Here is a 26688-nt window from a genome sequence, read left to right on the forward strand (position 1 = left end):
GAGCGGGAGGGCCTTCGCGCGGTCTTGTCAGGACGTGACGCGCACCTTGACGGGGTGGACGGTCGTGCCGATCTTCACACCCAGGTTCCAGTACCCGCTGCGCATCGGTCGGTCCATCGTGACGCCGAGCGCCCACTGGTTCCGGCCGATGCTCTTGAAGTACTTGTCGTGACCCCGGGGGGCCTTCGGGTAGACGGCCGCATCGACATACCGCGGACGGGTCGGGGAGCTGACCATCAGCGTGTAGGTGTGACCACGGCGCACCGTGTAGACGCCGTTCGCGAAAGGCGCGTCCTTGATCATGATGGTCGGCACGGTGACCGAGACCGTCGTGCGTGCCGCGTTGCCGGCCTTGTCCAGGGCCGTGGCGGTGATCGTCTCCCGCTCGCCCCGGCGCACCCTTGTCAGGGTGCACGAGGCGATCCCCGACAGGCCGTCGTTGACCGAGCATCGAGCGCCGGGAGTGCCCGCGAAGTACCGCCCACCGGAGCGGACCCCGGTCACGGCGACACGGGGAGCCACCCGGTCGAGGTTGATCCCCCCGACCGTCACCGTGGCGATGCCACCGTCCGCGGCGGTGACGGTCCGCGACACCGACTGGCCGCCCTTGCTGGCGGTGAGGGTGACCGGGGCCGGGCAGGCCGCCGTGAGCGAGGCTCCGTGCGTCGTGCAGGCGAACGTGACGGTGACCGGCGTGCGGTACCAGCCGTACCGGCTCTTTCCCTGCGCGCTCGTGACCCTCGCCGTGATCGCCGGGTTGCTGCGGGCGGTCGACGCCGAGGAGGCGAGGAACCGCGCGTCACCGGAGTACGCCGCGGAGACCCGGCGGTCCTTGTCCGCCGGCGTGGCGTAGGCAAGGCGCGCCACCCCGCCGACCACCGCGGCGGAGCCCACCGGCGCACCGTCGACGCTGAAGACCACGGCGCCGGTGGGCACACCCGACCCCGGGGCCGGGACCTGGAGCGTCGCGGTCAGCGCGGTAGGGCCGACATGCACCGAGGCGGTGGTCGCAGCCTTGTCGACGGTGATGGCCTGCGCGTTCGCCGTGGACCTCGCGTGGGTCGTCGGGTCGGCGGGAGTGAGGACGGCGGAGAGCTGGTGGGCGCCGACCGCCAGGAACCCATCGCGCGCCGGAGCCAGCGCTCCGGACGTCGCCGTGCCGTCGCTGCCGACCGGGACCGCAGACCCGACGGGAGAGCCGTCCAGGATGAACTGGACGGTGCCGCCCGTGGTGCCGGTGACGGTGGCCTTGGCGGTGACGGGCTGGCCGTACACCGACCTGGCGAGCCTCGGGGCCACGGAGAGTCCCGTGGCAGCTCGATCGACGGCGACGGTCTGGAGGACCGGTGGTGCCGCGGTCCAGTCGGCGTTGCCGGCCTGGTCCGCGGTCACGACGCAGTCACCGGCGTGGGTGAAGCTGAGCACGCCGTCGGCCAGGGTGCAGGCGTCGCCCGTCGTGGTCGGGTCGATGGCGAAGGTGACGGGGTTGCCGCTCCCACCGCCCGTGGCGGCGAGCCGCTGCACCGCACCGACGACCGCCGGGGTGGTCAGCGGGTCGAAGGTGATCGCCTGCGCGTCGGGGCCCACGGTGATCCGCTGCTCGGCCGTACCCGGAAGGTACTGCTCGGTCCCGGCCTGGCTGGCGACGAGGACGCAGTCGCTCGCGTGGGTGAAGGTGACCGTGCCGCCGTCGAGCGTGCAGTTGCCCGCGGTCGAGGGGTCGACCGTGATGGTGACCGGGTTGCCCGACGCGCCGCCGGCAGCGGCCACGTCGTAGCGGCCGCCGGTCAGTGGCGTGGTCGGCGAGGTGGTCGTGAAGGTGACCGACTGTGGGGACCGCACCGTCACGTCACGCCGTTCGCTGGCCGGGTTGCCATCGGTGGAGGACACCTTGGCGGAGATCGAGCCCCGGCCGAGGAAGTCGCTGCCAGGGGTCACGGGGATGGTGACGGACGGCAGCTGCGAGCCCGCGACGTACCCGGCGCCCGTGGTGGTGCACGCGACGACCTGGTCCTGGGTGGTGCAGGCGTAGCCGTCGACGGTGGGGTTGGTGGGCACGAGCCCGTCGGGCAGCGTCGTGGTGACCGTCGCGGGGCGCGTCTCGTCACCGGCCGTGGCCGAGAGTGACGGCGTCACCATGACGGAGGCCGGGCGGCCGGAGGTGAACGACCCCTCGGAGTCGTCCGTCACCGCGAGCTGGTAGACGGGCAGCTGGCCGGTCAGGGTGGTGGCCCGCATGTTGGCGACCTCGTGCACCTCCTGCCACGCCCCGGTGGAGCCAGCCACGCCGAACGTCAGCTGGTACGGGACACCGGTCTGCGGGTCGTACCAGGACTGCGGGAGGGCGGCCGCAGCCAGATCGGCCTGGGACGGCAGGAGACCCGACATCGACTGGCGCTGGGCGGTGTCGTAGGGGGTCCACGCGACCATCCAGCTCTGGGCGGGCACGCTGACCCCGCCCCGCGAGGTCACCTCGGTGGTGGAGGGGTTGAGCACGACCTCGACCGGGACGGGCGCAGACGGGCGCGTCCGGTTGTACGGCTGGTCCAAGGGCCCGTTGCTGCTCTGCACGCCCAGGACGCAGTAGCCCTGGCTGCCGTTGCCGGGGCCGCGGACGGCCACGCTCGGACTCGCGGGGCTGGTGGAGGGGCAGCCGCCCGTGTAGGCGCCGTCGCCGAAGCCGCCGACGGTGTCGAGGCCAAATCCGAGGTAGCCGTGCGGGAGCCCTGGGGCGTTCTGGTCGCCCGTGTAACCCAGGGCGCCTCCGGGCGGTCCGGTCGTCGCCGGGGCCGAGGGGTTGGAGGGGTCGGTCGCGGCGAGGACGAAGCTGATCCCGTCGCCGGGGTGGCCGCCGTTCATGCCCCACTGGTAGCTGTCGAAGGTCACGTCGATGCCCTGAGCAGAGGGCATCGCCGCGTCGTAGAACACCGAGCCGACGGCCGAGTACTGCGACGGGGTGAGCCGCAACGCGCCGCCTCCGGAGGGATCGATCGCGGGAACGTTGCAGCTCGGGATCGGCGTGGTGGTCGTGCCCGCGGTGAGGCAGGACCGGTTGCCACCGGGCGCAGGCGGCAGGGTCCAGGTCGGCTGGGAGGTGCTCGTTGCGGTGAAGGACTCCTCGAACAAGGTCGTGGTGAGCGGCGCGGCTGATGCCGCACCAGCCGTCACCGCCACCGTCGTCGTGAGCGCCGTCGCGACCACCGCCAGGGTGGCCGTGGAGCGGTGCACCATGGCGCGGGCGCGAGACCCGGGCAGAAGAGCAGGGGGGGTCGAACGGGGCATCGAGGGCCTTTCGGTGCAAGGTGGTCCGAACGGATCTGTCCGGCCGAACCTAACCGTGCGTCACCGCAGGTCAGCAGGGGTGACGGGTTCCCGTCCGAACAGACTAGGCGCGACCACCGTCCGGTTGATCGCGGCCGGTCCGGGCGCGGTCTGACAGGGTGGACCGGTGCAGATCTGGTACGCGAGCTACGGGAGCAACCTCGCCCGCGACCGCTTCCTCTGCTACGTCCGGGGAGGGCGCCCGGCGGGGGCGAGCCGGACCTACCCAGGCGCGCGGGACACGACGCCGCCCGCGGACGACCGCGCGCTCACCCTGCCGGGGGAGATGTTCTTCGCCTGGGAGTCACCCACGTGGGGTGGCGGCATCGCGTTCTACGACCCCACCGCGTCGGGGAGGACCCTGGCGCGGGCGTACCTCCTGACAGACGGGCAGTTCGCCGACGTGGCCGCCCAGGAGATGCACCGCGAGCCCGGGGAGGACCTCGACCTCACGACCGTCCTGGACGAGTCGCGACACGACCTCGGCCCGGGCCGCTACGAGTCGCTGCACCTCGTCGGTGAGCTGGAGGGCCGTCCGGTGCTGACCTTCACAGCGCCCGATTCGGCTGGGCTGCAACGCAACGCGCCCACGCGGGGCTACGTCGAGATGATCGCCCGCGGCCTGTCCGACACCCACGGGTTGGGCGTCGACGAGATCACGGCCTACGTCGCCGAGCGGCCGGGAGCGAGCCTCGGCTGGGACGCCGACAGCCTGCTCCCCGTGGTCAGCGCAGCGCTGCGCTGAGGGAATCGACGTCGGTCACCGGGGCGTCGCAGACGAATCCCCGGCACACGTATGCCGCCGCGTGGCCGGCGACGAGGGGGCGCTGGGCGAGCAGGGGGATGCCCTTGGCGTCCGGGTCGCCCGTCACGGTGACCAGCCCCGGTGAGGTCGAACGACGCACGACGGCCGTCATGGCCCGCGCGTCGGTTCCGGTCCCCACCACGGCGACCTGCAGCGGTCCGGCGAGCGCGGCCTCGGCCACGGCCAGCGCCCAGCCCCCGAACCGTGGGTCCCGCGACGCGAGCTGACCCGAGGCCCCCAGCGCGGCCTCGGCCCGCTCCCGCATCTGCGGGTCCCCGGTCAGGGCGGAGCACGTCAGCAGCGCACCTGCGAGGGCGGACTGTCCCGAGGGCTCGGCGTTGTCGGCGGCGCTGCGTGGCCGGGTGAACAACGGCTCCGCGTCGTCGCTCGTGTCGTGGAAGCCGCCGTCCTGCGCCGTGAAGCGCTCGGTCGCCGTCTCCAGGAGGCGCGTGGCGACCTCGAGCCACCGGGCCCGGCCGGTCGCCTGGTGCAGGGCGAGCAGCCCCTCTGCGAGGTTGCCGTAGTCGTCCGCGACACCGGCGGCCGCGCCGACCACGCCGTCGCGTGACGCACGGCGCAGCCGACCGTCGACCAGGTGGGCGTCCACGACGAACTCGGCGCAGGCCTCCGCAGCCGCCACGAGCGACGGCTCGTCTAACAGCGCCCCGGCGTCGGACAGGGCCGCGATGGCCAGGCCGTTCCACGAGGTGACGACCTTGTCGTCGCGGGCCGGCTGGGGTCGGTCGTTGCGGGACTCGAGCAGGCGTGCTCGAGTCCTCGACCACCAGGCGTCGTCGTCGGGATCGGCGAGCAGCTGCAGAGTCGACGAGCCGTGCTCGAACGTGCCCGTGTCGGTCACCGAGAGCAGCGCCGCGGCCCGGGCGCCGTCCTCGGCACCGAGCACCTCGTCCAGCTGCGCGGGCGTCCAGGCGTAGGTCAGGCCCTCCACGCCCTCGGTGTCGGCGTCGAGCGCGGATGCGAAACCACCCTGCTCCGTGCGCAGGTCGCGCAGCAGGAACTCGGCCGTCTCCAGGGCGACGCGGCGGGGGAGGGACTCGCCCGTGGTCCGGTGGAGGTGCGTGTAGACGCGCAGCAGCTGGGCGTTGTCATAGAGCATCTTCTCGAAGTGGGGGACCACCCAGCGGGCGTCCACGGCATACCGCGCGAAGCCGCCACCGAGCTGGTCGTACATCCCGCCCCGGGCCATCGCCGCGCACGTCCTTGCGGCCATGGCAAGGGCGTCGCCTGACCCGGTGCGCGCATGGTTGCGCAGGAGGAACTCCAGGACCATGGACGGCGGGAACTTCGGTGCGCCGCCGAATCCCGCTGCGCCGTGGTCGAACTGGCCACGCAACGTGTCGACCGCAGCGTCGAGGACGTCGGCGTCGAGGGGGTGTCCGCTCACCGGCGCAGAGAGCCCCCGCAGCGTCTCGGCGATGTGCGACCCGCTCTCCAGGACGCGGTCGCGCTGGTCGGTCCACGCACTCGTCACCCCCGACAGGAGCTGCAGGAACTGGCCCTTCGGGAAGTACGTCCCAGCGAAGAAGGGGTCGCCGTCGGGAGTGAGGAAACAGGTCATCGGCCAGCCACCGTGACCGGTCAGGGCGGTCGTCGCAGCCATGTACACCGCATCGATGTCGGGTCGTTCCTCGCGGTCCACCTTGATCGCGACGAAGCCGGCGTTGACCACCTGCGCCACACCGTCGTCCTCGAACGACTCGTGGGCCATGACGTGGCACCAGTGGCACGCTGCATACCCGACCGAGAGCAGGACCGGCACGTCGCGGCGTCGCGCCTCCGCGAAGGCGTCGGGTCCCCACTCCTGCCAGTCGACGGGGTTGTCCTTGTGCTGCAACAGGTACGGGGAGGTCGAGTCGGCGAGACGGTTGGGCATGCCTCCCACTCTCCCTCACCGGTCGACGAGAGGGCGAATGCCGAGCCATAGGCTGAGGGCCTCGGAAGGATGGACAGCCATGTCGACAGGACCCGAACGCCCCTGGCTCAAGCACTACGCGGAGGGTGTGGCCGCTGAAGTCGACCTGCCCCGAGGTTCACTGGTCGACCTCCTCGAGACGGCGGTGGCCCGGTTCGGTGACAAGGCGGCGCTGGAGTTCTTCGGCTCCGAGGTGACCTACGCCGAGCTCGGGCGGCAGGTGGGCCTCGCTGCCGAGGGCCTGCGCCGGATCGGGGTCGCCGCGGGTGACCGGGTCGCCCTGGTGCTGCCCAACTGTCCCGAGCACATCGTCGCGTTCTACGCGGTGCTGCGGCTCGGAGCGGTGGTCGTCGAGCACAACCCGCTCTACACCCGGTCCGAGCTGGCGCACCAGTTCGGTGACCACGGGGCGACCGTGGCCGTGGTGTGGGACAAGGTGGCCCCGCTGGTCCAGGCGCTGCCCGCCGTGCAGCACGTCATCGCCGTGGACATCACCGCCTCCATGCCGGTGTCCAGACGGCTTGCCCTGCGGCTGCCGCTGCGCAAGGCGCGGACAGCGCGAGAGGGCCTGACCGGCGCCGCCCCGGGAGCGATGCGGTGGTCCCAGGTGCTGCGTCAGGGAACGCTCGACGACCGGTACCCACGGCCGGTGACCACCGATCTGGCCGTGATCCAGTACACGAGCGGCACGACCGGCCGCCCCAAGGGGGCCATGCTGACGCACCTCAACCTGGGGGCCAACGCGGCCCAGGGTCGCGCCTGGGTGCCGGGCCTCGTGGACGGTGAGGAGGTCGTGTATGCCGTGCTGCCGATGTTCCATGCCTACGGCCTGACCCTGTGCCTCACCTTCGCCATGAGCATCGGGGCGCGACTCGTCCTCTTCCCGAAGTTCGACGTCGACCTCGTCCTCGCAGCGGCGAGAAAGCACCCACCGACCTTCCTGCCCGCCGTCCCGCCGATCTACGACCGTCTTGCGCGGGTCGCTCGGGAGCGGGGGGTCGACCTGTCCTCGATCCGCTTCGCGATCTCCGGGGCCATGCCGCTCACCGCGCAGACCCTCGAGCTGTGGGAGTCCACGACCGGTGGTCTCCTCGTCGAGGGCTACGGGATGACCGAGTCGTCGCCGATCGCCATCGGCAACCCCATCGGGCTGGCCCGGCGCCCCGGAGCTGTCGGAGTTCCCTTCCCCAACACCGAGATCCGCGTCGTGGACCCCGACCACCCGACGACGGACCGGCCGGCCGGGGAGCGCGGTGAGCTGCTCATCCGCGGCCCTCAGGTGTTCGGCGGCTACTGGGGCAAGCCTGAGGAGACGGCTACGACCCTGCTCGAGGGCGGGTGGCTTCGCACCGGTGACATCGTCGAGGTCGACGAGGACGGCTTCGTCTCGATCGTCGACCGGATCAAGGAGGTCATCATCACCGGCGGCTTCAACGTCATGCCGTCGGAGGTCGAGGCCGCGCTCAAGGCGTTTCCGGGGGTGAGCGATGCGGCGGTCGTCGGGGTGCCGCGTGAGGACGGCAGCGAGGAGGTCGTCGCCGCGGTCACGGTCGACGTGCCGCAGTTCGACACCGACGCGGCGCGCACCCACTGCCGGTCCGCGCTCGCCGCCTACAAGGTCCCGCGGCGGGTCGTCGTGGTCGACGACCTGCCGCGGTCCCTGATCGGCAAGGTGCTGCGCCGACAGGTCCGGGACCAGCTCATGGCTGCAGGGAGTGGCCCATCCGCTGCGCCCGGGTGATCCGGTAGAGGACGTGGCGGCGGGTCGGGTCGCCGACCGTGATGAGGGGGTGGTCGAAGTCCGCGGACTCGTCACGCGCCATACCGATCTTGCGCATCACCGACTGGGAACGGTCGTTGGCGGGGATCGTCATGGCGACCACCTCGTCGAGGCCCAGCCGGCCGAAGGCGTGCGCGAGCGCGGCGCGGGCACCCTCGGGTGCGTAGCCGCGGCCCCACGACGAGCGGGCCAGGCGCCAGCCGATCTCGACGCACGGCGTGAAGTGCTCCTCGAACCGCGGGATCGACAACCCCACGAACCCGATGAACTCACCCGTCTCGAGCACCTCGGTCGCCCACAGGCCCCAGCCGAGCCGGGACAGGGCGGACTCGATCCGGTCGGCCATCGCGTCACTGGCCTCGCGGGTGAGGTGCTCCGGGAAGTGCTCCATGACGGCTGGGTCGTCGTTGAGTGCGGCGAACGGCTCGCGGTCCTCGGGTCGCCACTGCCGCAGCAGGAGACGTTCGGTGCGCAGCTCGGTCGGCACCGTCGTCGTGTCAGCCATGAGCCCACCGTATGGCGCCGCGGAACCCCCGAGTGGGCGCCACGCCTCCCGCGTGGGCACGACGTGCCCGCCCGTGACACGGTGAGTCCATGCATGACGTGGTGGTGGTGGGCGCAGGGCTGGCCGGACTGACCTGTGCGGTGGCCCTGGAGGCGCGTGGCCTCGACGTCCTCGTCCTCGAGGCGGCCGCCGAGGTCGGTGGGCGGGTGCGGACCGAGGTGGTCGACGGCCACCTGTGCGACGTGGGTTTCCAGCTGCTCAACCCCGCGTATCCCGCCGTGCGTCGCCTCGTGGACGTGGACGCGCTAAGGCTGCAGACGTTCGGGGCCGGGGTGGAGGTGCGGCGTGGGGGCAGGGGAGTGACCGCCCTGCTCGCCGACCCGCGCCGCGAGCCGACGGCGCTCCTGCGCACCCTGGCGAGCGGGCTCCTGGCTCCCGGCGAGCTGGCCGCCCTCGCTCGGTGGGCCGCGCCCTCGCTCGGGCCGGTGCGACGCCTGCTCGACGGCCCCGACACCTCCCTCGCAGAGTCCCTGGACAGGACCGGGGTCCAGGGGCCCTTGCGGCGTGAGGTCCTCGAGCCGTTCCTCGCAGGGGTGCTGGCCGACGACCGCGGGGAGACCTCGGCGGCGTTCGTGCGGCTGCTGCTGCGGTCGTTCCTGCTCGGCACCCCGGGGCTTCCCGCCGAGGGGATGCGCGCCCTCCCGGCCCAGCTGGCGGCCCGGCTGAGCCGTCCGGTGCAGGTCGACTCGAGGGCCACGCTCGGGGCCGGGACCACGGTCCGGACCCCGGACGGCGAGGTCGCCGCCCGCGCCGTGGTGGTGGCCACCGATGTCGCGGCCGCCGCCTCGCTCGACGTCCTCCGGCCGGCCGCCACCAACGGTCTGCGGACCTGGTGGTTCTCCACGACCGACCCTGCGCCGACCAGCCGCTGGCTGCGGGTCGACGGCGCCCGCGGACCCGTGGTCAACACCGCGGTCGTCTCCGATGCCGCGCCGACCTACGCCCCACCCGGGCGCAGGCTCGTCCAGGCCACGACGCTCACCACCGCACCGGACGACGAGGGCCTGGTCCGCCGCGAGGTGGGGAGGCTGTGGTCGACGTCGACCGAGCGCTGGGACCTGCTGGTGCGGCACGACGTCGGCGCCGCGCTGCCCTTCGTCGCGCCGCCGCTGGTGGTGCGTCGACCCGTCGCCCTCGGTGGGGGACGGTTCGTGGCGGGGGACCACCGCGACACGTCCTCGATCCAGGGCGCGATGGTCTCGGGCCGTCGCGCCGCCCGGGCCGTGGCTGCGCACCTTGGTGTCACCGAGGGCGCGTCATGAGCAACCGACCTGTCAGCGGCACCGAGCGGTCGTCCGACCCGCGCCGGCCGCTCCTCGATCCGCAGGGGCCGCCGCTGCCGACAAGGCAGATCATGAGCCAGTGGTGGCGCGACATCGCGTTCCTGCACTGGCCGGTCGAGCCGGCGCTCCTCGCGCCGCTGCTGCCCCCGGGCGTGCGCCCGGACGAGTTCGACGGGGCGGCCTGGGTCGGTCTGATCCCGTTCAGGATGGTGGATGCCGGAGTGTTCCGCGGTGGCCCGGTGCCGTGGCTGGGGACGTTCCCCGAGACCAACGTCCGGGTGTACTCCGTCGACGACCGGGGCCGGCACGGCGTCACCTTCCTGTCCCTCGAGGCGTCGCGTCTCCTGGTCGTCCTCGGAGCCAGGCTGGGGTTCAACGTCCCCTACCAGTGGGCCTCGATGCGGATCCGCGACCACAGCGGTACCGGAGACAGTCCGGCACGGGTGCTGACCTACACGACCCGCCGCGCGACCCGGGCCCGGGCCGACGGTGTGGGCCGGCCACGCTCGCGGATCAGCGTCCGCGTCGGCGAGCTCGTGGCCGAGCCCTCGCCGTTGGACCTGTTCCTCACGGCGAGGTTCGGGTTGCACACCCAGGTCGCCGGTCGACCGCTGTGGGTGCCCAACACCCACGGCCCCTGGCCGCTGCGCTCCGCCGAGGTGCTCGAGCTCGACGACGACCTGGTCGAAGCAGCCGGGCTCGGCTCGTTCGCGCGGACGACCCCACCGGCGAGCGTTCTCTTCTCCGAAGGCGTGCGCACCACGTTCGGGTTCCCCCAGGCGCTCTGACCCGCTCCCGGCCCACCCGGCGCCACCACGACTGGCGGCAGGGCAGAAGTGGTGGACCCTGCGCGGGTGCTCACACGGACGAACGGGTGCCGCGCGACCTCGTCGGTCGCACGGCACCCGCGCTCTTGCTGGTGGGCGGCGCTAGCGGCCGGCGCCCACGGGCTCGGGGGCCGCGACCGGCGCCGGCTCCGCGTCGTCGACCATCGTGGCCTCGTCGAACGGCTCCTGCCCGGCCAGCACCCGGTCCAGCTTGGCGCGGTCCAGCTCGCCGACCCAGTGGCCGATGAGGACGGTCGCCACCGAGTTGCCGGCGAAGTTGGTCAGCGCGCGGGCCTCGCTCATGAGGCGGTCGATGCCGACGATGAAGCCGACGCCGTCCACCAGGTCGGGGCGGTGCGACTGCAGGCCGCCGGCGAGCGTCGCCAGACCTGCACCCGAGACCCCCGCGGCGCCCTTGGAGGCGATGATCATGAACACGAGCAACGAGATCTGCTCGCCGATGGAGAACGGCTTGTCCAGCGCCTCGGCGATGAACAGCGACGCCATCGTCAGGTAGATCGCGGTGCCGTCGAGGTTGAACGAGTAGCCGGTGGGGACGGTGATGCCGACGACCGGGCGAGAGACGCCGAGGTGCTCCATCTTGGCGATCAGGCGGGGCAGCGCCGACTCGGACGACGACGTCGACAGGATGAGGAGGAACTCGCGGGCGAGGTACTTCAGCAACGAGAAGATGTTGATGCCGGTGACGACCTTGAGGAGGGTGCCGAGGACCACGAACACGAACAGCGCACAGGTGATGTAGAACGCGACCATGAGCAGGCCCAGGCTCTTGAGCGCCTGGACTCCAGTGGCGCCGACGACGGCGGCCATCGCACCGAAGGCACCGATCGGCGCGACGTACATGATCATCGACATGAGGCGGAAGACGAGCCGCTCGAGGTGCTTGATGCCGATCAGGATGGGTTCACCGGCGCGACCCATCTTCTGCAGGGCGAACCCCACGAGCATGGCGACCAGCAGGGTCTGCAGCACCGAGCCGGACGTCAGCGACGAGACCAGGGTGTCGGGGATGAGGCCGAGGACGAACTCGGTCGTCGACTCGCTGCCCCCGGCGGCCTGCTTCTGGCCGGTCGCCGCGAGCTCCTTGGTGAGGTTGAGACCGGAACCCGGCTGGACGATGTTGCCGACGACGAGGCCGATGGCCAGCGCCACGGTCGACATGGCGAGGAAGTAGCCGAGGGCGAGACCGCCGACCTTGCCCACCTGCGCCGCGCGTCGGACGGAGCCGATGCCGAGGACGATGGTGCAGAAGATGATCGGGCTGATCATCATCTTGATGAGGTTGACGAACCCGGTGCCCAGCCACTTCAGGCTCACGCCGAGGTCGGGGAACAGCAGGCCCACGGCGATGCCGAGGGCCATCGCGATGATGACGGCGATGTAGAGGTAGTGCGTCCTGTCGCGGCGTGGTGCCGGACGGTCGACGGCCTGGTCGGCTCTGGTGCTCACGTGTACTCCAGTGGACTCGTGGTCGGGCGCCGTCCCGGAGGGGCCCGGGAGGGTGAACTCCGCACGAGTATGGAGGTGCCAGTGACTAGGGTCACTGTTGTGTTCTTTGAGTTCCGAGGCGTCGCCGGCTGCGGCCCTCGTGCCGGTCGAAGGTGCATCGCGGTATGGCGCTGAGCCACAGCCGGTGGGCCAGCTCACCGGCGCGCTGGAGCGTGGCGCGGCAGACGTTCGCCCTGCAGGTGCTCGTCGCCCTGCTGGTCGTCGGGATCGGGACGGGCGCCGCCTACACGCAGGCACGGCGAGCCGGCACCCAGGAGGCGACGGCGCGGGCCCTTGCCGTGGCGCGCACCGTGGCGAGCAGCCCGGATGTCGTGGCCGCCGTGCAGGACGGCAACCGCCGCGGGGTGCTGCAGCCGTTCGCCGAGGACGTGCGACGCCGGACGGCGACCGACTTCGTGGTCATCATGAGCCCCAGCGGTATTCGCTACTCCCACCCGGACACCACCCTCATCGGGAAGAAGTTCGTCGGGCACATCGAGAAGGCCCGGGCAGGGGGCACCGTCGTCGAGGACTACACCGGCTCACTGGGGCCCAGCCGGCGAGCAGTCGTCCCCGTGCGGGCGGGTGACGCTGCCGGCGCACCGGTCGTCGGCCTGGTGGCGGTCGGCATCCGCAACGCGGTGGTCAGCCAGCGTCTGGAGGGGCAGCTCGTCGCGCTCCTCGCTGCCGGGCTGGCCGCTGCCCTGCTCACCGGCCTGGGCACGGCGCTGGTGGCGCGACGCGTCCGTCGCCAGACCCATGGTCTCGGGGAGCAGCAGCTGCGCGAGATGGTCGAGTACTACGACGCGGTCCTGCACGCCGTCACCGAGGGCCTGCTCCTCATCGACCGGGACGGCAGGTTGCGGCTGGCCAACGACGAGGCGGTGCGGTTGCTCGGTCTCGACAGGGAGGCCGGCGCGATCGGCCGCCGGATCGACGAGCTCGACCTCTCGGGCCCGCTGATCGCTGCGCTGACCGACGACACCCCGCGCAGCGATGAGCTGCACGTGACCTCTGCGCGGGTTCTGGTGCTCAACACGGCACCGGCCCGCTGGGAGGGTCGGGTCCTGGGCCTGGTCGCCACGCTGCGCGACCGCACCGACCTCGAGCACCTGACCGGTGAGCTGGACTCCGCGCGTGGGCTCACCGAGGCGCTGCGGTCCCAGGCCCACGAGTCCGCCAACCGGCTGCACACGATCGTCTCCCTCATCGAGCTCGGGCACCCCGACCGCGCCCTGGCGTTCGCGACCGAGGAGCTGGAGCTGTCGCAGCTGCTCACCGACCGCGTGGTCTCGGGCATCGAGGAGCCCGCGCTCTCTGCGCTGCTGCTGGGCAAGGCGGCCGAGGCTGGGGAGCGCGGCATCGACCTGCGCATCGACGAGGAAGCGGTCTGGCCGGTCGACGCCCTTCCCGTGCGCGACGTCGTGACGATCGTCGGCAACCTCCTCGACAACGCCTTCGACGCCGTGACCGGCCAGCCGGGGGAGCGCCAGGTCCGGGTCGACACCCACCTCGAGGACGGGGGTCCCGACGGCTCCGAGCTCGTGCTCACCGTCTCCGACACCGGGCCGGGACTGGCGCCGGGCGCGGTCGCCAGGGCGTTCGAGCGCGGTGTCTCGACCAAGGACCAGGGCGGTGAGGGCCGCCGTGGCATCGGCCTGGCCCTGGTGGCGCAGGTCGTCAGCCGCCTGGGTGGTGCGTTGTCCGTCGACGGTGGCCCCGGGGCGGTCTTCACCGTCCGCCTGCCGCTGCCCGCAGAGCCCACCGCAGCCTCCGACGTCCCGGCGACCGGACGCCGTCATGCCTGAGGTCCGCGTCCTGGGGGTCCTCGTCGTCGAGGACGAGCCGGTCGCGCTCGAGGCCCACGCCGCCTACGTCGGGCGGGTCGAGGGGTTCGAGGTCGTCGCGACGGCAGGCACCGCCAAGGCCGCGCTCCAGGCCCTGCAGACGGTCCGGGTCGACATCGTCCTGCTGGACATGAACCTGCCTGACGGACACGGCCTCGACATCATCCGGGCGATGCGCGCCGCAGGTCACCGCGCCGACGTCATCGCCGTGACCTCGGCCCGCGACCTCGCCATCGTCCGCGGCGCGGTCTCGCTCGGGGTCGTCCAGTACCTCCTCAAGCCGTTCGTCTTCGCCACCCTGCGCGACCGGCTCGAGGCGTATGCCGCGTACCGCCGCCAGCTGCCGTCCAGCGAGCAGGTCGACAGCCAGGCACAGGTCGACGACGTCCTCGCCGGAGTGCGCCCGTCCACCCGGACCTCGCTGCCCAAGGGCATGAGCGAGGACCTCCTCAGCAGGGTGACACGGATGCTGCAGGACACCGCGGCGACCACGGGGATGTCGGCGAGCGAGCTGGGCGAACGGGTTGGCGTGAGCCGTGTCACGGCGCGCCGATACGCCGAGTTCCTTTGCGAGACAAGGGTGGTCGTTCGGCGCTCCCGCTATGCGGGCCAGGGGCGACCCGAGGTCGAGTACCGCTGGGTCGGGTGAGCTCGGTCATGCCCCCGGCCGGCGGCGGGTCCGTCGACCACCGACGGACCCGCCTGTCGTTGTTGCCGGGTCAGCCGATCTCGAGCAGTCGCGGGGCAACGCGCTCACCGAACTCCGTCACCGTGGCTTCCGGGTCCGGGGCCATGGCGCGCAGGTGGATGTGCTCGACACCGAGGTCGGCGTAGGACTGGGCGAGCTGCAGGAAAGTGTCGACGTCGGCGAGCGGGTCGGCCTGCGGCCCCATCACGGTCTTCTCGATGGAGTCGTAGTCGCGGCCCAGGTCGTCGCAGTGCCGGCGCAGCACCTCGAGCTTGTGGGCCAGCTCGTCCACGTCGGCGACGATGAGGTTGGTGGCATCGGCGTACTGCGCCACCATCCGCAGCGTCTTCTTCTCGCCGCTGCCGCCGATGACGATCGGCGGGTGGGGCCTGGTCAGCGTCGGCGGGACGTTGATCGTCTCGGCGAGCTGGTAGTGCTTGCCCTCGAAGGGTCCTTCGTCGTCGCTCCACATCTGCAGGATGATCTGCAGCGTCTCCTCGAGCCGCTCGAACCGTTCGGCCACGGGCGGGTAGGGGACACCGAGGGCCTTGTGCTCCCGCTCGTACCACGCGGCGCCGATGCCTAGGAAGGACCGGCCCCCGCTGAGGACGTCCAGGGTGGTGCCGATCTTGGCGAGCAGCCCCGGGTGGCGGTAGGTCACGCCGGTGACGACGGTGCCGAGCTTGACCCGTTCGGTCACCCCCGCGAGGAAGCCCAGGGTCGTGTAGGCCTCGAGCATCGGGTCGTGGGCGGTGCGGAAGAACTCCATCTGGAAGTAGTGGTCCATCACGGTGAACCACGAGGCGCCCGTCGCGTCGGCGGCGACCGCGGTGGAGCGAAGGGCCGGGGCGTAGGACGCCGGGCCTTCGGGGAGGGAGAAGTCGAGGAAGTGGAATCCGAAGCGCATGCCTGCAGTCTGCAACGCTCGCAGGCGATGCGCGCGCCGGGTACCCGGCCCCGCGCAATACCGGCGTGGCGGGCTGGGCGGGGCCGGGGCCGCCAGGGGCCGGGCAGACCGTGCGCGGGCTCAGCCGTCCAGGGCCTTGAGCAGGGCGATGTTGAACGTGACCTCGTCGGCGTCGCCGTCGTTGGCCGCCCAACCCGCCTGGATCGCGGTGTGGACGTAGGACCAGGCGAGCGCGACGTCCTCGTCGATTCCGGCGGCGTCGCAGGTGAGCTCGACCCGGCGACGGACGAGGTAGCGGAACGCCGAACCCGTGCCCAGCTCGTCGCGACGGTTGCGCAGCAGGGGTTGGATCTCGAACCCCGGGTGCCCGGCGAGCGCGTGCGGGTCGATCGCGAGCCAGTCGGGACGTCCGGACCCGGCGTGGGTGTGCAGGACGTTGCGGTTGTGCAGGTCGCCGTGGAGCAGGGTCGCGTCGCAGCCGGGGTCGGTGAGCAGGTCCTGGACGAGCCCCGACGCGCGTTCGACCATGCGTCGCGGCAGGACCGAGTCGGCGGCGAGGACCGACACCGTGTGCCGGTGGACGAAGGACGAGAGCCGTTCCAGCTGCGGCGGAGCGGGCACGTGGAGCTGGCGCAGGAGGTCGCCGGTGACCTCGCAGGCGCTGTCGACGTCGAGGTCCTGCAAGGAGCGGGCGGGGTCGAGCTGCTCGAGCAGCAGGGCACTGCGGTGCGGGTCGGCGGACACGAGGTGTGCGGCTCCGCGGCCCTCCCACAGGCGCATCACGAGGGCCTCGTCCCTGGCCTCGACGTGCGGCCACCCGACCTTGAGCGCCAACGGCACCCCGTCGCGCTCGACGGGCAGGACGACGGCGGTCCAGCCCGTGCTGGCCGGGCCGGTGACCGCCAGGTCCCACGCGTCGAGGAGCTCGGCGAGCAGTCGCGGCAGTCCGGCGGCCCAGTCCGTCCCCGACGGGCCGCCGACCGCGCCGGCCTCGGACGAGAACCGTTGGACGAAGGTCGTGAACTCCTGCGGCACCAGCGCCGCCGCGTCCTCCGTGCGGATCGGGTGGGACCGGGTCACGTCAGGCCGGGGAAGGGTGCCAGCGCGACACCCCAACGGGAGGCGAGCACCTCGGTCTCGGCCAGCCACTGCACGACAGCGCCGAGGGGTCCGCGGTCCCCGCCGGTCGAGCCGAGCTCGCGGGCCACGGCGGCGCGCAGGTCGGTGAGCACCTTCACCGCGAGGGTTCGGGCCGCCGCCGGGTTCGTCACGGCGAAGGGCAGCGGGTACCCCAGCGCGGGCGGCGTGGCGGACGCCCCCGCGAGCACTTCCTGCTCGCTCTGCCTGGCCTGCAGGGCGGCGAGGGTGCTCGCGGCCAGGGTCCGTTGGGCCCCCGTCGGGGACTGCGCGGCGACGACCTCGAAGGCGTATGCGGCGGCGCGAGTGGCTTCGAGGTAGGAGGCCGCGAGCGAGGGTTCGGACCAGCTCGGGTCCGGCCAGGTGGCGGGAGCGCCGAGGAGGGTCGCCGCGGCGGCGCGCTGGGCGAGCAGCGAGCCCGCCAGCGCGATGGTGTCCGGGCCGACCCCGGCGAGGGCGGCCACCGCTGCCGGACCCAGGTCGCCGGACTCCGACGCAGCCAGCGCCGCCAGACCTTTGGGTCCGGCCGCAGTCGTCGTCCCGCTGCCCGAGCTGCCGGTCGGGGTCGCCGTCGTACTCGTCGTCGCCCCCGGGGTCGGCGACGCCACGGGGGCGTCGATCACCGTCTGGGGCACCCCCAGGTGGACGAGCTCGGCCTCGAGCACCGCTGCCTGACGGGCGTGCAGCACCGAGAGTCGCGCGGGCACCGTCTTCGTCGATCCTCCGAGGCCCTTGGCCTGCGCGGCGAGGTCGGTGCTGTGCCGGCGCAGGGTGAGGAGGAACGTCTCCCCGGGCACGGGTTTGCGCGTGGGCAGTCCGGGGACCCGCGGCGCGTCGTCCTCGAGCCGGATGCCGCATCCCGCGAGCGAGGCCACCACGGCAGCTGCCCCCCCGAGCCGCAGGCCCAGGGCTAGCACCGTGCGCCGGGTCGGGAGCGGCGGCACACCGGTGCGGTCCTCGAGCATGGGCCGATCCTGCCATGCGCCCCGACGCTGGCATGCGTCCCGCTCTTGCCGTGGATAGACTCGGGGGTCGCACGACCACCAAACTTCAGAGAGGACGAGTCAGTTGAGCGTCAAGGACCAGATTCGTCCCGCAGTAGACGGCCCCCTCGCGGCCCTGGGACTGCTGGTGGAGGACGTCGCCGTGACGCCGGCCGGCAAGCGCCGGCTCGTCCGCATCTGGATCGACCGGGTCCTGCCCGAGTCGCCCGACGCCACGACGTCCGCCACCGAACCCCTCACCCTCGACGAGGTCGCCGACGCCACCCGCGCGGTCAGCGACGCCCTCGACGACAGCGGTGCGATGGGAGAGCAGCCCTACACCCTCGAGGTCACCTCACCGGGCCTGGACCGCCCGCTGACCGAGCCGCGCCACTTCCGTCGCAACGTCACCCGGCTCGTCACCCTCACCCCGCTCGAGGGGCCCAGCGTGACCGGGCGCGTCGTGGCCGCAGGTCCCGACGCGCTCACCGTCGAGGTGCCGGCCGAGAAGAAGACCCCCGCGAGGACCGTCGAGCTCGCGTATGCCGCCCTGTCCAGGGCCGTGGTCGAGGTGGAGTTCTCGCGGCCGTCGGCCGGAGCGACGGCCGGCGACGACCTGCACGACGACGACCTGCACGATGACGACCTGCACGATGACGAGCACGGCGGCGACGCCGACACCGAGGAGAACTGACCATGGACATCGACCTTGCAGCCCTCAGGGGGCTGGAGCGCGAGCGCGACATCTCCCTCGACATCCTCATCCCGGCGATCGAGCAGGCCCTGCTGGTGGCCTACCACCGCACCGACGACTCCTACCGCACCGCGCGGGTCGAGCTGGACCGCAAGACCGGTCACGTCATCGTGTGGGCCAAGGAGGAGCTGGAGGCCCCCGAGCCCGAAGAGGGTGCCGAGCGTCCTCCGCGCGAGTACGGCCCCGAGTTCGACGACACCCCGACCGGCTTCGGCCGCATCGCGGCGGCGACTGCGCGCCAGGTGATCGTCCAGCGGCTGCGCGACCTCGAGGACGACGCGATCATGGGTGACTTCAAGGGTCGTGAGGGCGACGTCGTCGCCGGCGTGATCCAGCAGAGCCCCGACCCGCGCCACGTCACCGTCGACTTCGGCGCGGTCGAGGGCATCCTGCCCCTGGCCGAGCAGGTGCCGGGGGAGAAGTACGTGCACGGGGAGCGGCTGCGCTGCTTCGTCGTGTCCGTGCGCCGCGGCCCCAAGGGCCCGCAGATCGGCCTGTCCCGCACCCACCCCAACCTCGTGCGCAAGCTGTTCGCCCTCGAGGTGCCCGAGATCGCCGACGGCTCGGTCGAGATCGCGGCGCTGGCACGCGAGGCCGGCCACCGCACCAAGGTCGCGGTGCACTCCAAGATCCCGGGCCTCAACGCCAAGGGCGCCTGCATCGGTCCGATGGGCGCCCGGGTGCGCGCCGTGATGACCGAGCTGCACGGCGAGAAGATCGACATCGTCGACTACTCCGAGGACGCGCGGACCTTCGTCGCGGCGGCCCTGTCGCCCTCGCGCGTCGAGTCCGTCGAGATCGTCGACCCCCAGCTGCGCTCGGCCCGGGTCATCGTCCCCGACTACCAGCTCTCCCTCGCCATCGGCAAGGAGGGGCAGAACGCCCGCCTCGCCGCCAAGCTCACCGGCTGGCGCATCGACATCCGGCCCGACACCCAGGCCGCCGGTGACGCCGGTGACGCCGGAGGTGCCCGCGGCGACGGTGTGGCCGCCCGGAGCGGGCCGCGAGGGGGCGCTGGCGCGCCTCGACGCGGCACGGATGACGCACCCGGACGCCGGTAGGGGATAGACTGGTGGTGACCGACCGGACTGGACCCCAGCCCGCAGCACAGGACGACACCACCCGCACGACGACCCGGACCCCGGTCCGGACGTGTGTGGGGTGCCGCGGGACGGATAGCTGGTCGGCACTCCTGCGAGTGGTCGCGGAGAAGGACGAGGCCGGGGTGACCCGGTTGGTGCCCGATCCGTGGCGCCGCCTGCCGGGGCGTGGCGCATGGCTGCACCCCACGGGCGACTGCCTCGAGCAGGCCCTGCGCCGCCGGGCGTTCGGTCGAGCACTGCGTACCAGCGCCGCGACCGATCCGGAGGCCGTCGCACGACACGTCCGGGAGCTGGCCCCGCGCCACACCCCGGATGTCCTGTGAAACACCCGTCCATCGCTATGGGAACCGACCATGACTCTGAACAGAGAGTGGGTTTGACCGCTGATGAGCACCCGATGAGAACTCAGCAATGAGCTCCCCCCAGCAGTAACGACGGTCCGCGCCTGTCCTGGCACGGACCAGGAACAGGAGAAACGTGGCCAAGGTCCGTGTAAGCGCGCTCGCGAAAGAGCTCGGCACCGACAGCAAGACGCTGATCGCCCACCTCAACAGCATTGGCGAGTACGTCAAGACCGCCAGCTCGACCATTGAGGCACCTGTCGTCCGCAAGGCGACGGAAACCTTCCCCGAGGACCAGAAGAAGTCCCCGGCCCCCAAGCCCGCCCCGGCGAAGCCGGCTGATGCCGCGCCCGCCGCCCCGGCGGCACCCACTCCGCCGGCCCCGGCCAAGCAGGCCCCGGCCGAGCCGCAGGCTCCCGCGGCCACGGCAGCTCCCAGTGCTGCGGCTCCCGCTGCCCAGGCACCCTCCGCCCCGGCGGCTGCTGCCCCGGCTCCGGCCGCTCCGGCCCCCGCTGCCCCGGCAGCCAAGGCCACCCCGGCAGCCCCCGCCCCGGCCGCACCGGCAGCTCCCGCCGCCAAGGCAGACGTGCAGTCCGCCCGCGACGGTGGCAAGCAGACCTCCGGTGTCCCCGCCTCCCCGCGTCCCGGCTCCGCGCCGCGTCCGGGCGGCCAGTCCGCTCCCCGCCCCGGCGCCCCGCGTCCGGGCAACAACCCGTTCGCGCCCAGCCAGGGCATGCGCACGGGTCGTGACGGTGGTCGCGATGGTGGCCGTGAGGGCGCTCCCCGTGAGGGTGCTGCCCGCGAGGCCGGGCGTCCGGGCAACAACCCGTTCGCTCCCTCGCAGGGCATGCCGCGCCCGCAGAGCCGTCCCGGCGGTGCCGGTGCCGGTGCTGCAGGCCCGCGTCCCGGAGGAACTGCCGGCCCGGGTGGGCCTCGTCCCGGTGGTCCCCGCCCGAGCCCGGGCATGATGCCCGACCGCAGCGCGGTCGGCCGTCCCGGTGAGCGTCCCGCCCGTGGTGGCGCCCGTGGCCCCGGTGGTCCCGGTGGCGCTGGTCGTGGCCCCGGTGGACCCGGTGCCGGTGCAGGTGGCGGCGGCTTCGCCGGTCGCCCCGGTGGCGGTGGCTTCCGCGGTGGCGCCGGTCGTGGCTCGACCGCAGGTGCCTTCGGTCGCGGTGGCGGCCGTCCGGTCCGTGGTCGCAAGTCCAAGCGTGCGAAGCGCCAGGAGTTCGAGCAGATGCAGGCGCCGTCGCTCGGTGGCGTCAGCGTGCCCCGCGGCAACGGCACCAGCCTGATCCGCGTGCGTCGCGGCTCGTCGCTCAGCGACTTCGCCGACAAGATCAACGCCAACCCCGGTGCACTGGTGACGGTGCTCTTCCACCTCGGCGAGATGGCCACGGCCACGCAGTCGCTGGACGAGGACACCTTCAAGCTGCTCGGTGCCGAGCTCGGTTACAACATCGAGGTCGTCTCCCCCGAGGAGGAGGAGAAGGAGCTCTTCGACGCCTTCAACATCGACCTGGAGACGGGTATCGAGGGTGAGGACGACGAGGACCTCGAGGCTCGTCCGCCGGTCGTGACCGTCATGGGTCACGTCGACCACGGAAAGACCCGGCTGCTCGACGCCATCCGCAACGAGGACGTCGCCGGTGGCGAGTCCGGTGGCATCACCCAGCACATCGGTGCCTACCAGGTGCACAAGATGCACGAGGGCGTCGACCGTCCGATCACCTTCATCGACACCCCGGGTCACGAGGCGTTCACCGCCATGCGTGCCCGTGGTGCGAAGGTCACCGACATCGCGATCCTCGTGGTCGCGGCCGATGACGGCGTCATGCCGCAGACCATCGAGGCGCTCAACCACGCCCAGGCTGCGGACGTCCCGATCGTCGTCGCGGTCAACAAGATCGACGTCGAGGGTGCGAACCCGTCCAAGGTCCGCCAGCAGCTGACCGAGTACAACCTCGTCGCCGAGGAGTACGGCGGCGAGACCATGTTCGTCGACGTCTCCGCCAAGGCCGGCCAGAACATCGACGCCCTCCTCGAGGCCGTCCTGCTCACCGCCGACGCGGCGCTCGACCTGCGTGCCAACGCCGACCGCGACGCCCGCGGTGTCGCGATCGAGGCCAACCTCGACCGTGGCCGTGGCGCCACGGCCACGGTGCTGGTCCAGGCCGGCACGCTGCACATCGGTGACGCCATCGTCACGGGCTCGGCCTACGGCCGTGTCCGCGCGATGCTCGACGAGCACGGCAACAACCTCAAGGAGGCGGGCCCGTCCCGTCCCGTCCAGGTGCTCGGTCTGTCCTCGGTCCCGCGCGCCGGTGACACCTTTGTGGTGGCTCCGGACGACCGCACGGCCCGTCAGATCGCCGAGCGGCGCGAAGCCGCCGACCGCCAGGCCTCCCTGGCCAAGGCCCGCAAGCGCATCTCCCTCGAGGACCTCAACGAGGCGCTCGCGGCCGGCAAGGTCGACACGCTCAACCTCATCCTCAAGGGCGACGTGTCCGGTTCTGTCGAGGCGCTCGAGGACGCGCTCCTGCAGATCGACGTGGGCGACGAGGTCGACCTGCGGATCATCGACCGCGGCGTCGGTGCGATCACGATGAACAACATCAACCTCGCGATGGCGTCCGACGCCATCATCATCGGCTACAACGTCCGGGCCGAGGGCCAGAACGCTGACTACGCCGAGCGCGAGGGCGTCGAGATCCGCTACTACTCGGTGATCTACCAGGCCATCGAGGAGATCGAGGCAGCGCTCAAGGGCATGCTCAAGCCGGAGTACGAGGAGGTGGAGCTCGGTACCGCCGAGATCCGCGAGATCTTCCGCTCCAGCAAGTTCGGCAACATCGCCGGATCGATCGTCCGCAGTGGCGAGATCAAGCGCGGCACCCGTGCGCGGATCACCCGCAACGGCGTCGTCATCTCGGAGAACGTCGAGATCGCCGGTCTGCGCCGGTTCAAGGACGACGTCACCGAGGTCCGCGACGGCTTCGAGTGCGGTATCAACCTGGGGTCCTACAACGACCTCCAGCTCGGCGACCTCATCGCCACCTACGAGATGCGTGAGAAGCCCCGCGCCTGATCGTATGCAGCGTGAGCCGGGGGCGGCCGTAGGTCGCCCCCGGCTCCGCGGGGCGGCCGTAGGTCGCCCCCGGCTCCGCGGGGCGGCCGTAGGTCGCCCCCGGCTCCGCGGGCGACGGTGACGTCGCCCGCCGGCTCCGCCGGATGATGGCGCTTGCACCTCTCAAAAGCTCCTCCACGGTGCGGCGCGCCATCATCCAGCTTCGCCTCTGCCCCACACGAGTTCCCCAAGGAGACCACGCGCATGGCTGACACCGGACGCGCTCGCAAGATCGCCGACCGCATCAAGGTCCTCATCGCGGCCAACGTCGTGTCGATCGTCAAGGACCCCGACCTCGGTTTCATCACCATCACCGACGTCCGCGTGACAGGGGACCTCCAGCACGCCTCGGTGTTCTACACCGTCTTCGGCGACGAGGTGCAGCGCGCCAAGACCGCTGCCCTGCTCGAGAAGAACAAGGGACGGCTGCGCTCGTTCGTCGGGCAGCAGATCAAGATCCGGCTCACGCCCAGCCTCGACTTCTTCGCCGACGCCATCCCCGAGACGGCCTCGCACCTCGAGGACCTCCTGCGCGAGGCGAAGGAGCGCGACGCGGCCGTGGCCGCTGCTGCGGCCGGCGCGACGTACGCAGGAGAGGCCGACCCGTACCGCAAGGACGACGACCTCGACGACAACCTCGACGACGACCTGGACCAGGACCTCGACGACGACCTCGAGCAGGGTGCCGAGGCCGTGGACACGACCGAGGACGGTACGGCGCCGGATGCCCGCGCCTGACGGCCTCCTCGTCGTCGACAAGCCCGGCGGCTGGACCAGCCACGACGTCGTCGGCCGGGGTCGTCGCCTGTGCGGCACCCGCAAGGTCGGCCACGCGGGCACCCTCGACCCGATGGCCACGGGTGTCCTCGTGCTCGGCATCGGCCGCGCCACCAAGCTGCTGACCTTCCTCGTCGGCTGCGACAAGGACTACACCGCGACCATCCGCCTGGGCCAGGCGACGATCACCGACGACGCCGAGGGCGAGGTCACCAGCTCGGTCCCGGCCGACGGCGTGACCCCTGAGGCGCTGGACGCTGCGGTGGCCGGGCTGACCGGTGACATCCAGCAGGTCCCGAGCAGCGTCTCCGCCATCAAGGTCAACGGCCAGCGCTCCTACCACCGGGTCCGCGCGGGTGAGGACGTGCAGCTCCCTGCCCGGCCCGCGACCGTCAGCCGGTTCGCCGTGCTCGACACCCGGCCGGCCGACGTCGACGGCACCCCGGTGCTCGACGTCGACGTGGAGGTCACGGTCAGCTCGGGCACCTACGTGCGTGCCCTGGCCCGTGACCTCGGCGCGGCCCTCGGCATGGGCGGTCACCTCACCGTGCTGCGCCGGACGCGGGTCGGGGCGTTCACCCTCGACCAGGCGCACGACCTCGAGGACCTCGGTCGCCTCGAGCGCCCAGAGCTGGTGCCCGTCACCCCCCTCGCCGAGGCGGCCCGCGCCCAGTTCGCCGTGCGTGAGCTGAGCGAGGAGCAGGCCCGCACCATCGGCTTCGGCCAGCGGGTCGACTCCGCCGAGGCCGGGCGCACCGAGCCGGTGGCGGCCTTCGCGCCCGACGGCACCCTCGTGGCGATGCTCGATGAGTCCGGTCACAAAGCGAGGTCGCACGTCGTGTTCGCCCCCGCAGGTTCGTAGAGTGTCCTCCGTGCACCGCTGGACCGACCCCGCCCAGACCCCTGACTCGCTGCGACGCAGCGTGGCGACCTTCGGCAACTTCGACGGGGTCCACCTCGGGCACCGCGCCGTGCTGAGCCGGTTGCTCGAGGAGGGCGGACGCCGCGGCCTGCCGAGTGTCGCGGTCACCTTCGACCCCCACCCGTCGCGGATCTTCCACCCCGACGACGGTCTCGAGCTCATCGCTCCCGGCCGCCTGCGCGACGAGCTGCTCGCCGAGCTGGGCCTCGACGGGCTGCTCGTCCTCGACTTCACGCGCGAGTTCGCGGAGCAGACGGCGGAGGAGTTCATCGTCCGCACGTTCGTCGAGACGCTCGGCGTGGCCGCCCTCGTCGTGGGCGCCGACGCCCGGGGGTTCGGGCGCGGCTACACGGGCGACGTCGACACGCTGCGCGAGCTGGGTGCCGTCCACGGCTTCGACGTCGTCGTCCTGGAGGACCTCGGGGAGGGGGAGCGCTGGTCGTCCTCGGCGGTCCGCCGCCACCTGGCTGCCGGCGAGGTCGCCCCAGCCGCAGGGATCCTCGGTCGCCCGCACCGGATGAGCGGCACGGTCGTCCACGGCGCGCACCGCGGTCGCGAGCTCGGCTACCCGACCGCGAACCTCTCCGACGACGCCCTGGGCCTGGTCCCCGCTGACGGGGTCTACGCCGGCTGGCTCACCCGCACGGGTCTGGACGTCCAGGACCCCGAACGCACCCTGCCGTGCGCCATCTCGGTCGGCACCAACCCGACCTTCGACGGCACGGTGCGCACGGTCGAGGCCTACGTCCTCGACCGCACCGACCTCGACCTGTATGACGAGCAGGTCATCGTGGAGTTCGTGGAGCACATCCGCCCGACGCTGCGCTTCGAGTCCATCGAGGAGCTGCTGGAGGCCATGGCCGGGGACATCGAGAAGTGCCGACAGGTCCTGGCCTCGATCGTCCCGTCCTGACCGCACCCCGCCGAGGCGGGTTCTGGTCCAGGGCGAGCGGTGGAGCCACCCTCTGGGCGCGCAGCGACTGGGGACTGGTGATCGCCGCCCTCGGGTTGTCCGTGGTCGGTGCACTGCTCGTCTGGTCCGCGACGCGGCAGGAGGCCGGGACGGCATACCTCGTGCGGCACCTGTTCAACACCACGGTCGGCATGGTCATCGCGGCCATGGTGACGCGCATGGGCCACCAGCGGTTGCGGGCCGTCGCCCCGCTGCTCTACCTCCTGTCCGTCGGCGGGCTGCTGCTCGTGCTCACGCCCGTCGGGTCGACCGTGAACGGCTCGCACTCGTGGATCCTGCTGCCGGGCGGCTTCTCGGTGCAGCCGTCGGAGTTCGCCAAGGCGGCGCTGTGCCTCGGGCTCGCCCTCATCCTGGGCGAACGGCTGGACCGTGGCGCCGAGCCGACCGTGCGCGACCTCGCCCTCGCAGCGGCGGTGGCCGCCGTCCCCGTGGGGCTGGTGCTGCTGCAGCCCGACCTGGGCTCGGCGCTCGTCCTCGGCGCGTTGGCCCTGGGCGTGGTCTCTGTCGCCGGGACCCCCAAGCGGTGGCTGGCACTGGCCGTCGGGCTCGTGGCCACCGCGGTGGTGGTGGCGCTGACGACACCGGTGCTCAGTGCCTACCAGCGCGACCGGCTGACCGCGTTCATCGACCCGCAGGCCGACCCGCAGGGCATCGGCTACCAGACCCGCCAGGTCCGGATCGCCATCGGCTCGGGGGGCTGGCAGGGCCAGGGGCTGTTCGAGGGACGGCAGACCCAGGGCGGCTTCATCCCCTTCCAGCAGACCGACTTCGTCTTCTCGGTGGCGGGGGAGGAGCTGGGGTTCATGGGTGCTGCGGGTCTGCTCGTGCTGCTGGGGTTCGTCGTCCTGCGCGCGGTGCTCGTGGCTGCCCGCGCCCAGGACTCCTTCGGCCGGCTGATGGCGATCGGCGTCGCCACGTGGCTGCTGTTCCAGGTGTTCGAGAACGTCGGGATGAACCTCGGGCTCACGCCGGTCACCGGGCTGCCGCTGCCGTTCCTGTCCTACGGCGGGTCCTCCATGTTCGCGTGCTGGCTGGCGGTCGGGCTGGTCAACAACGTGCACCTGTCGGCACGTCGGACATGAGTCGCGGGCCCGGGTGGCCGTTCGGCC

Annotated in this window: 21 protein-coding genes; 14 read left to right on the forward strand and 7 right to left on the reverse strand. The window is 72.3% G+C overall.

What is annotated here, in order from left to right; genetic code table 11:
• Positions 1-27 precede the first annotated feature (27 nt).
• Positions 28-3282 carry an Ig-like domain repeat protein gene (locus ABEG17_RS14460; RefSeq protein ID WP_406830172.1) on the reverse strand — a complete coding sequence of 1085 codons (3255 nt, stop codon included), beginning with the start codon at positions 3280-3282 and terminating at the stop codon, positions 28-30.
• 166 nt (positions 3283-3448) lie between these two features.
• Between ABEG17_RS14460 and ABEG17_RS14465 the strand changes: the two genes are divergently transcribed.
• Positions 3449-4066: a histone deacetylase gene (locus ABEG17_RS14465; protein ID WP_406830173.1), complete on the forward strand. Its 618-nt coding sequence runs from the start codon at positions 3449-3451 to the stop codon at positions 4064-4066.
• Here ABEG17_RS14465 and ABEG17_RS14470 read toward each other — a convergent pair.
• Positions 4047-6020, reverse strand: coding sequence for a thioredoxin domain-containing protein (locus ABEG17_RS14470; RefSeq protein WP_406830174.1), 1974 nt, complete (start codon positions 6018-6020; stop codon positions 4047-4049). The genes ABEG17_RS14465 and ABEG17_RS14470 overlap by 20 nt on opposite strands.
• Before the next feature lie 79 nt (positions 6021-6099).
• On the opposite strand from ABEG17_RS14470, the gene ABEG17_RS14475 reads away from it, so the two are divergent.
• On the forward strand, positions 6100-7800 hold the full coding sequence (locus tag ABEG17_RS14475; protein ID WP_406830175.1) for a long-chain-fatty-acid--CoA ligase: 1701 nt from the start codon (positions 6100-6102) through the stop codon (positions 7798-7800).
• Here the strand turns inward: ABEG17_RS14475 and ABEG17_RS14480 are convergent.
• Positions 7760-8344 carry a GNAT family N-acetyltransferase gene (locus tag ABEG17_RS14480; protein WP_406830176.1) on the reverse strand — a complete coding sequence of 195 codons (585 nt, stop codon included), beginning with the start codon at positions 8342-8344 and terminating at the stop codon, positions 7760-7762. The two genes, ABEG17_RS14475 and ABEG17_RS14480, sit on opposite strands and share 41 nt — an antisense overlap.
• 89 nt (positions 8345-8433) lie before the next feature.
• On the opposite strand from ABEG17_RS14480, the gene ABEG17_RS14485 reads away from it, so the two are divergent.
• Both ABEG17_RS14485 and ABEG17_RS14490 read left to right on the forward strand, forming a co-directional pair.
• Positions 8434-9666 carry a flavin monoamine oxidase family protein gene (locus tag ABEG17_RS14485; protein WP_406830178.1) on the forward strand — a complete coding sequence of 411 codons (1233 nt, stop codon included), beginning with the start codon at positions 8434-8436 and terminating at the stop codon, positions 9664-9666.
• A complete protein-coding gene (locus ABEG17_RS14490; protein ID WP_406830179.1) occupies positions 9663-10475 on the forward strand; it encodes a YqjF family protein in 813 nt (270 codons plus the stop codon). The genes ABEG17_RS14485 and ABEG17_RS14490 overlap by 4 nt, the downstream gene beginning before the upstream one ends.
• 141 nt (positions 10476-10616) lie before the next feature.
• Here the strand turns inward: ABEG17_RS14490 and ABEG17_RS14495 are convergent, their stop codons facing one another.
• A complete protein-coding gene (locus tag ABEG17_RS14495; protein ID WP_406830180.1) occupies positions 10617-11984 on the reverse strand; it encodes a cation:dicarboxylate symporter family transporter in 1368 nt (455 codons plus the stop codon).
• A 164-nt stretch (positions 11985-12148) separates the two neighbouring features.
• Between ABEG17_RS14495 and ABEG17_RS14500 the strand changes: the two genes are divergently transcribed.
• Both ABEG17_RS14500 and ABEG17_RS14505 read left to right on the forward strand, forming a co-directional pair.
• Complete coding sequence (locus ABEG17_RS14500) at positions 12149-13831, forward strand: ATP-binding protein (RefSeq protein ID WP_406830182.1); 1683 nt, start codon at positions 12149-12151, stop codon at positions 13829-13831.
• The gene (locus tag ABEG17_RS14505) at positions 13824-14519 is read left to right on the forward strand and encodes a response regulator (protein ID WP_406830183.1); all 696 of its coding nucleotides are present in this window, start codon (positions 13824-13826) and stop codon (positions 14517-14519) included. The genes ABEG17_RS14500 and ABEG17_RS14505 overlap by 8 nt, the downstream gene beginning before the upstream one ends.
• Positions 14520-14589: 70 nt before the next feature.
• Here ABEG17_RS14505 and ABEG17_RS14510 read toward each other — a convergent pair whose 3' ends face one another.
• From ABEG17_RS14510 to ABEG17_RS14520, 3 genes are all read right to left on the reverse strand, one after another.
• The gene (locus ABEG17_RS14510) at positions 14590-15465 is read right to left on the reverse strand and encodes an LLM class F420-dependent oxidoreductase (protein ID WP_406830184.1); all 876 of its coding nucleotides are present in this window, start codon (positions 15463-15465) and stop codon (positions 14590-14592) included.
• A gap of 120 nt (positions 15466-15585) precedes the next feature.
• Positions 15586-16545, reverse strand: a complete 960-nt coding sequence (locus ABEG17_RS14515; RefSeq protein ID WP_406830185.1) for an aminoglycoside phosphotransferase family protein — start codon at positions 16543-16545, stop codon at positions 15586-15588.
• Positions 16542-17567, reverse strand: a complete 1026-nt coding sequence (locus ABEG17_RS14520) for a DUF4439 domain-containing protein (RefSeq protein ID WP_406830186.1) — start codon at positions 17565-17567, stop codon at positions 16542-16544. The genes ABEG17_RS14515 and ABEG17_RS14520 overlap by 4 nt, the downstream gene beginning before the upstream one ends.
• Before the next feature lie 103 nt (positions 17568-17670).
• Here ABEG17_RS14520 and rimP point away from each other — a divergent pair, with 103 nt between their 5' ends.
• The 8 genes from rimP to rodA all read left to right on the forward strand — a co-directional run bounded on the left by rimP (position 17671) and on the right by rodA (position 26661).
• A complete protein-coding gene (rimP, locus tag ABEG17_RS14525) occupies positions 17671-18279 on the forward strand; it encodes a ribosome maturation factor RimP (protein WP_406830187.1) in 609 nt (202 codons plus the stop codon).
• A 2-nt stretch (positions 18280-18281) separates the two neighbouring features.
• Entirely contained in the window at positions 18282-19400 is a 1119-nt protein-coding gene (gene nusA / locus ABEG17_RS14530; protein ID WP_406830188.1) for a transcription termination factor NusA, read from the forward strand.
• Between the two features lie 137 nt (positions 19401-19537).
• Positions 19538-19765: a YlxR family protein gene (locus ABEG17_RS14535; protein ID WP_406830189.1), complete on the forward strand. Its 228-nt coding sequence runs from the start codon at positions 19538-19540 to the stop codon at positions 19763-19765.
• 154 nt (positions 19766-19919) lie between these two features.
• A complete protein-coding gene (infB, locus tag ABEG17_RS14540; protein ID WP_406830190.1) occupies positions 19920-22868 on the forward strand; it encodes a translation initiation factor IF-2 in 2949 nt (982 codons plus the stop codon).
• A gap of 243 nt (positions 22869-23111) precedes the next feature.
• Entirely contained in the window at positions 23112-23645 is a 534-nt protein-coding gene (gene rbfA, locus ABEG17_RS14545; protein WP_406830191.1) for a 30S ribosome-binding factor RbfA, read from the forward strand.
• Positions 23632-24546 carry a tRNA pseudouridine(55) synthase TruB gene (truB, locus tag ABEG17_RS14550; protein WP_406830192.1) on the forward strand — a complete coding sequence of 305 codons (915 nt, stop codon included), beginning with the start codon at positions 23632-23634 and terminating at the stop codon, positions 24544-24546. Before rbfA ends, truB begins: the two co-directional genes overlap by 14 nt.
• Positions 24547-24556: 10 nt before the next feature.
• The gene (locus tag ABEG17_RS14555; RefSeq protein ID WP_406830193.1) at positions 24557-25519 is read left to right on the forward strand and encodes a bifunctional riboflavin kinase/FAD synthetase; all 963 of its coding nucleotides are present in this window, start codon (positions 24557-24559) and stop codon (positions 25517-25519) included.
• A gap of 77 nt (positions 25520-25596) precedes the next feature.
• Positions 25597-26661: a rod shape-determining protein RodA gene (gene rodA / locus ABEG17_RS14560; RefSeq protein WP_406830194.1), complete on the forward strand. Its 1065-nt coding sequence runs from the start codon at positions 25597-25599 to the stop codon at positions 26659-26661.
• Positions 26662-26688: the final 27 nt, after the last annotated feature.

Source organism: Pedococcus sp. KACC 23699 (assembly GCF_045348425.1).
Taxonomy (GTDB): domain Bacteria; phylum Actinomycetota; class Actinomycetes; order Actinomycetales; family Dermatophilaceae; genus Pedococcus.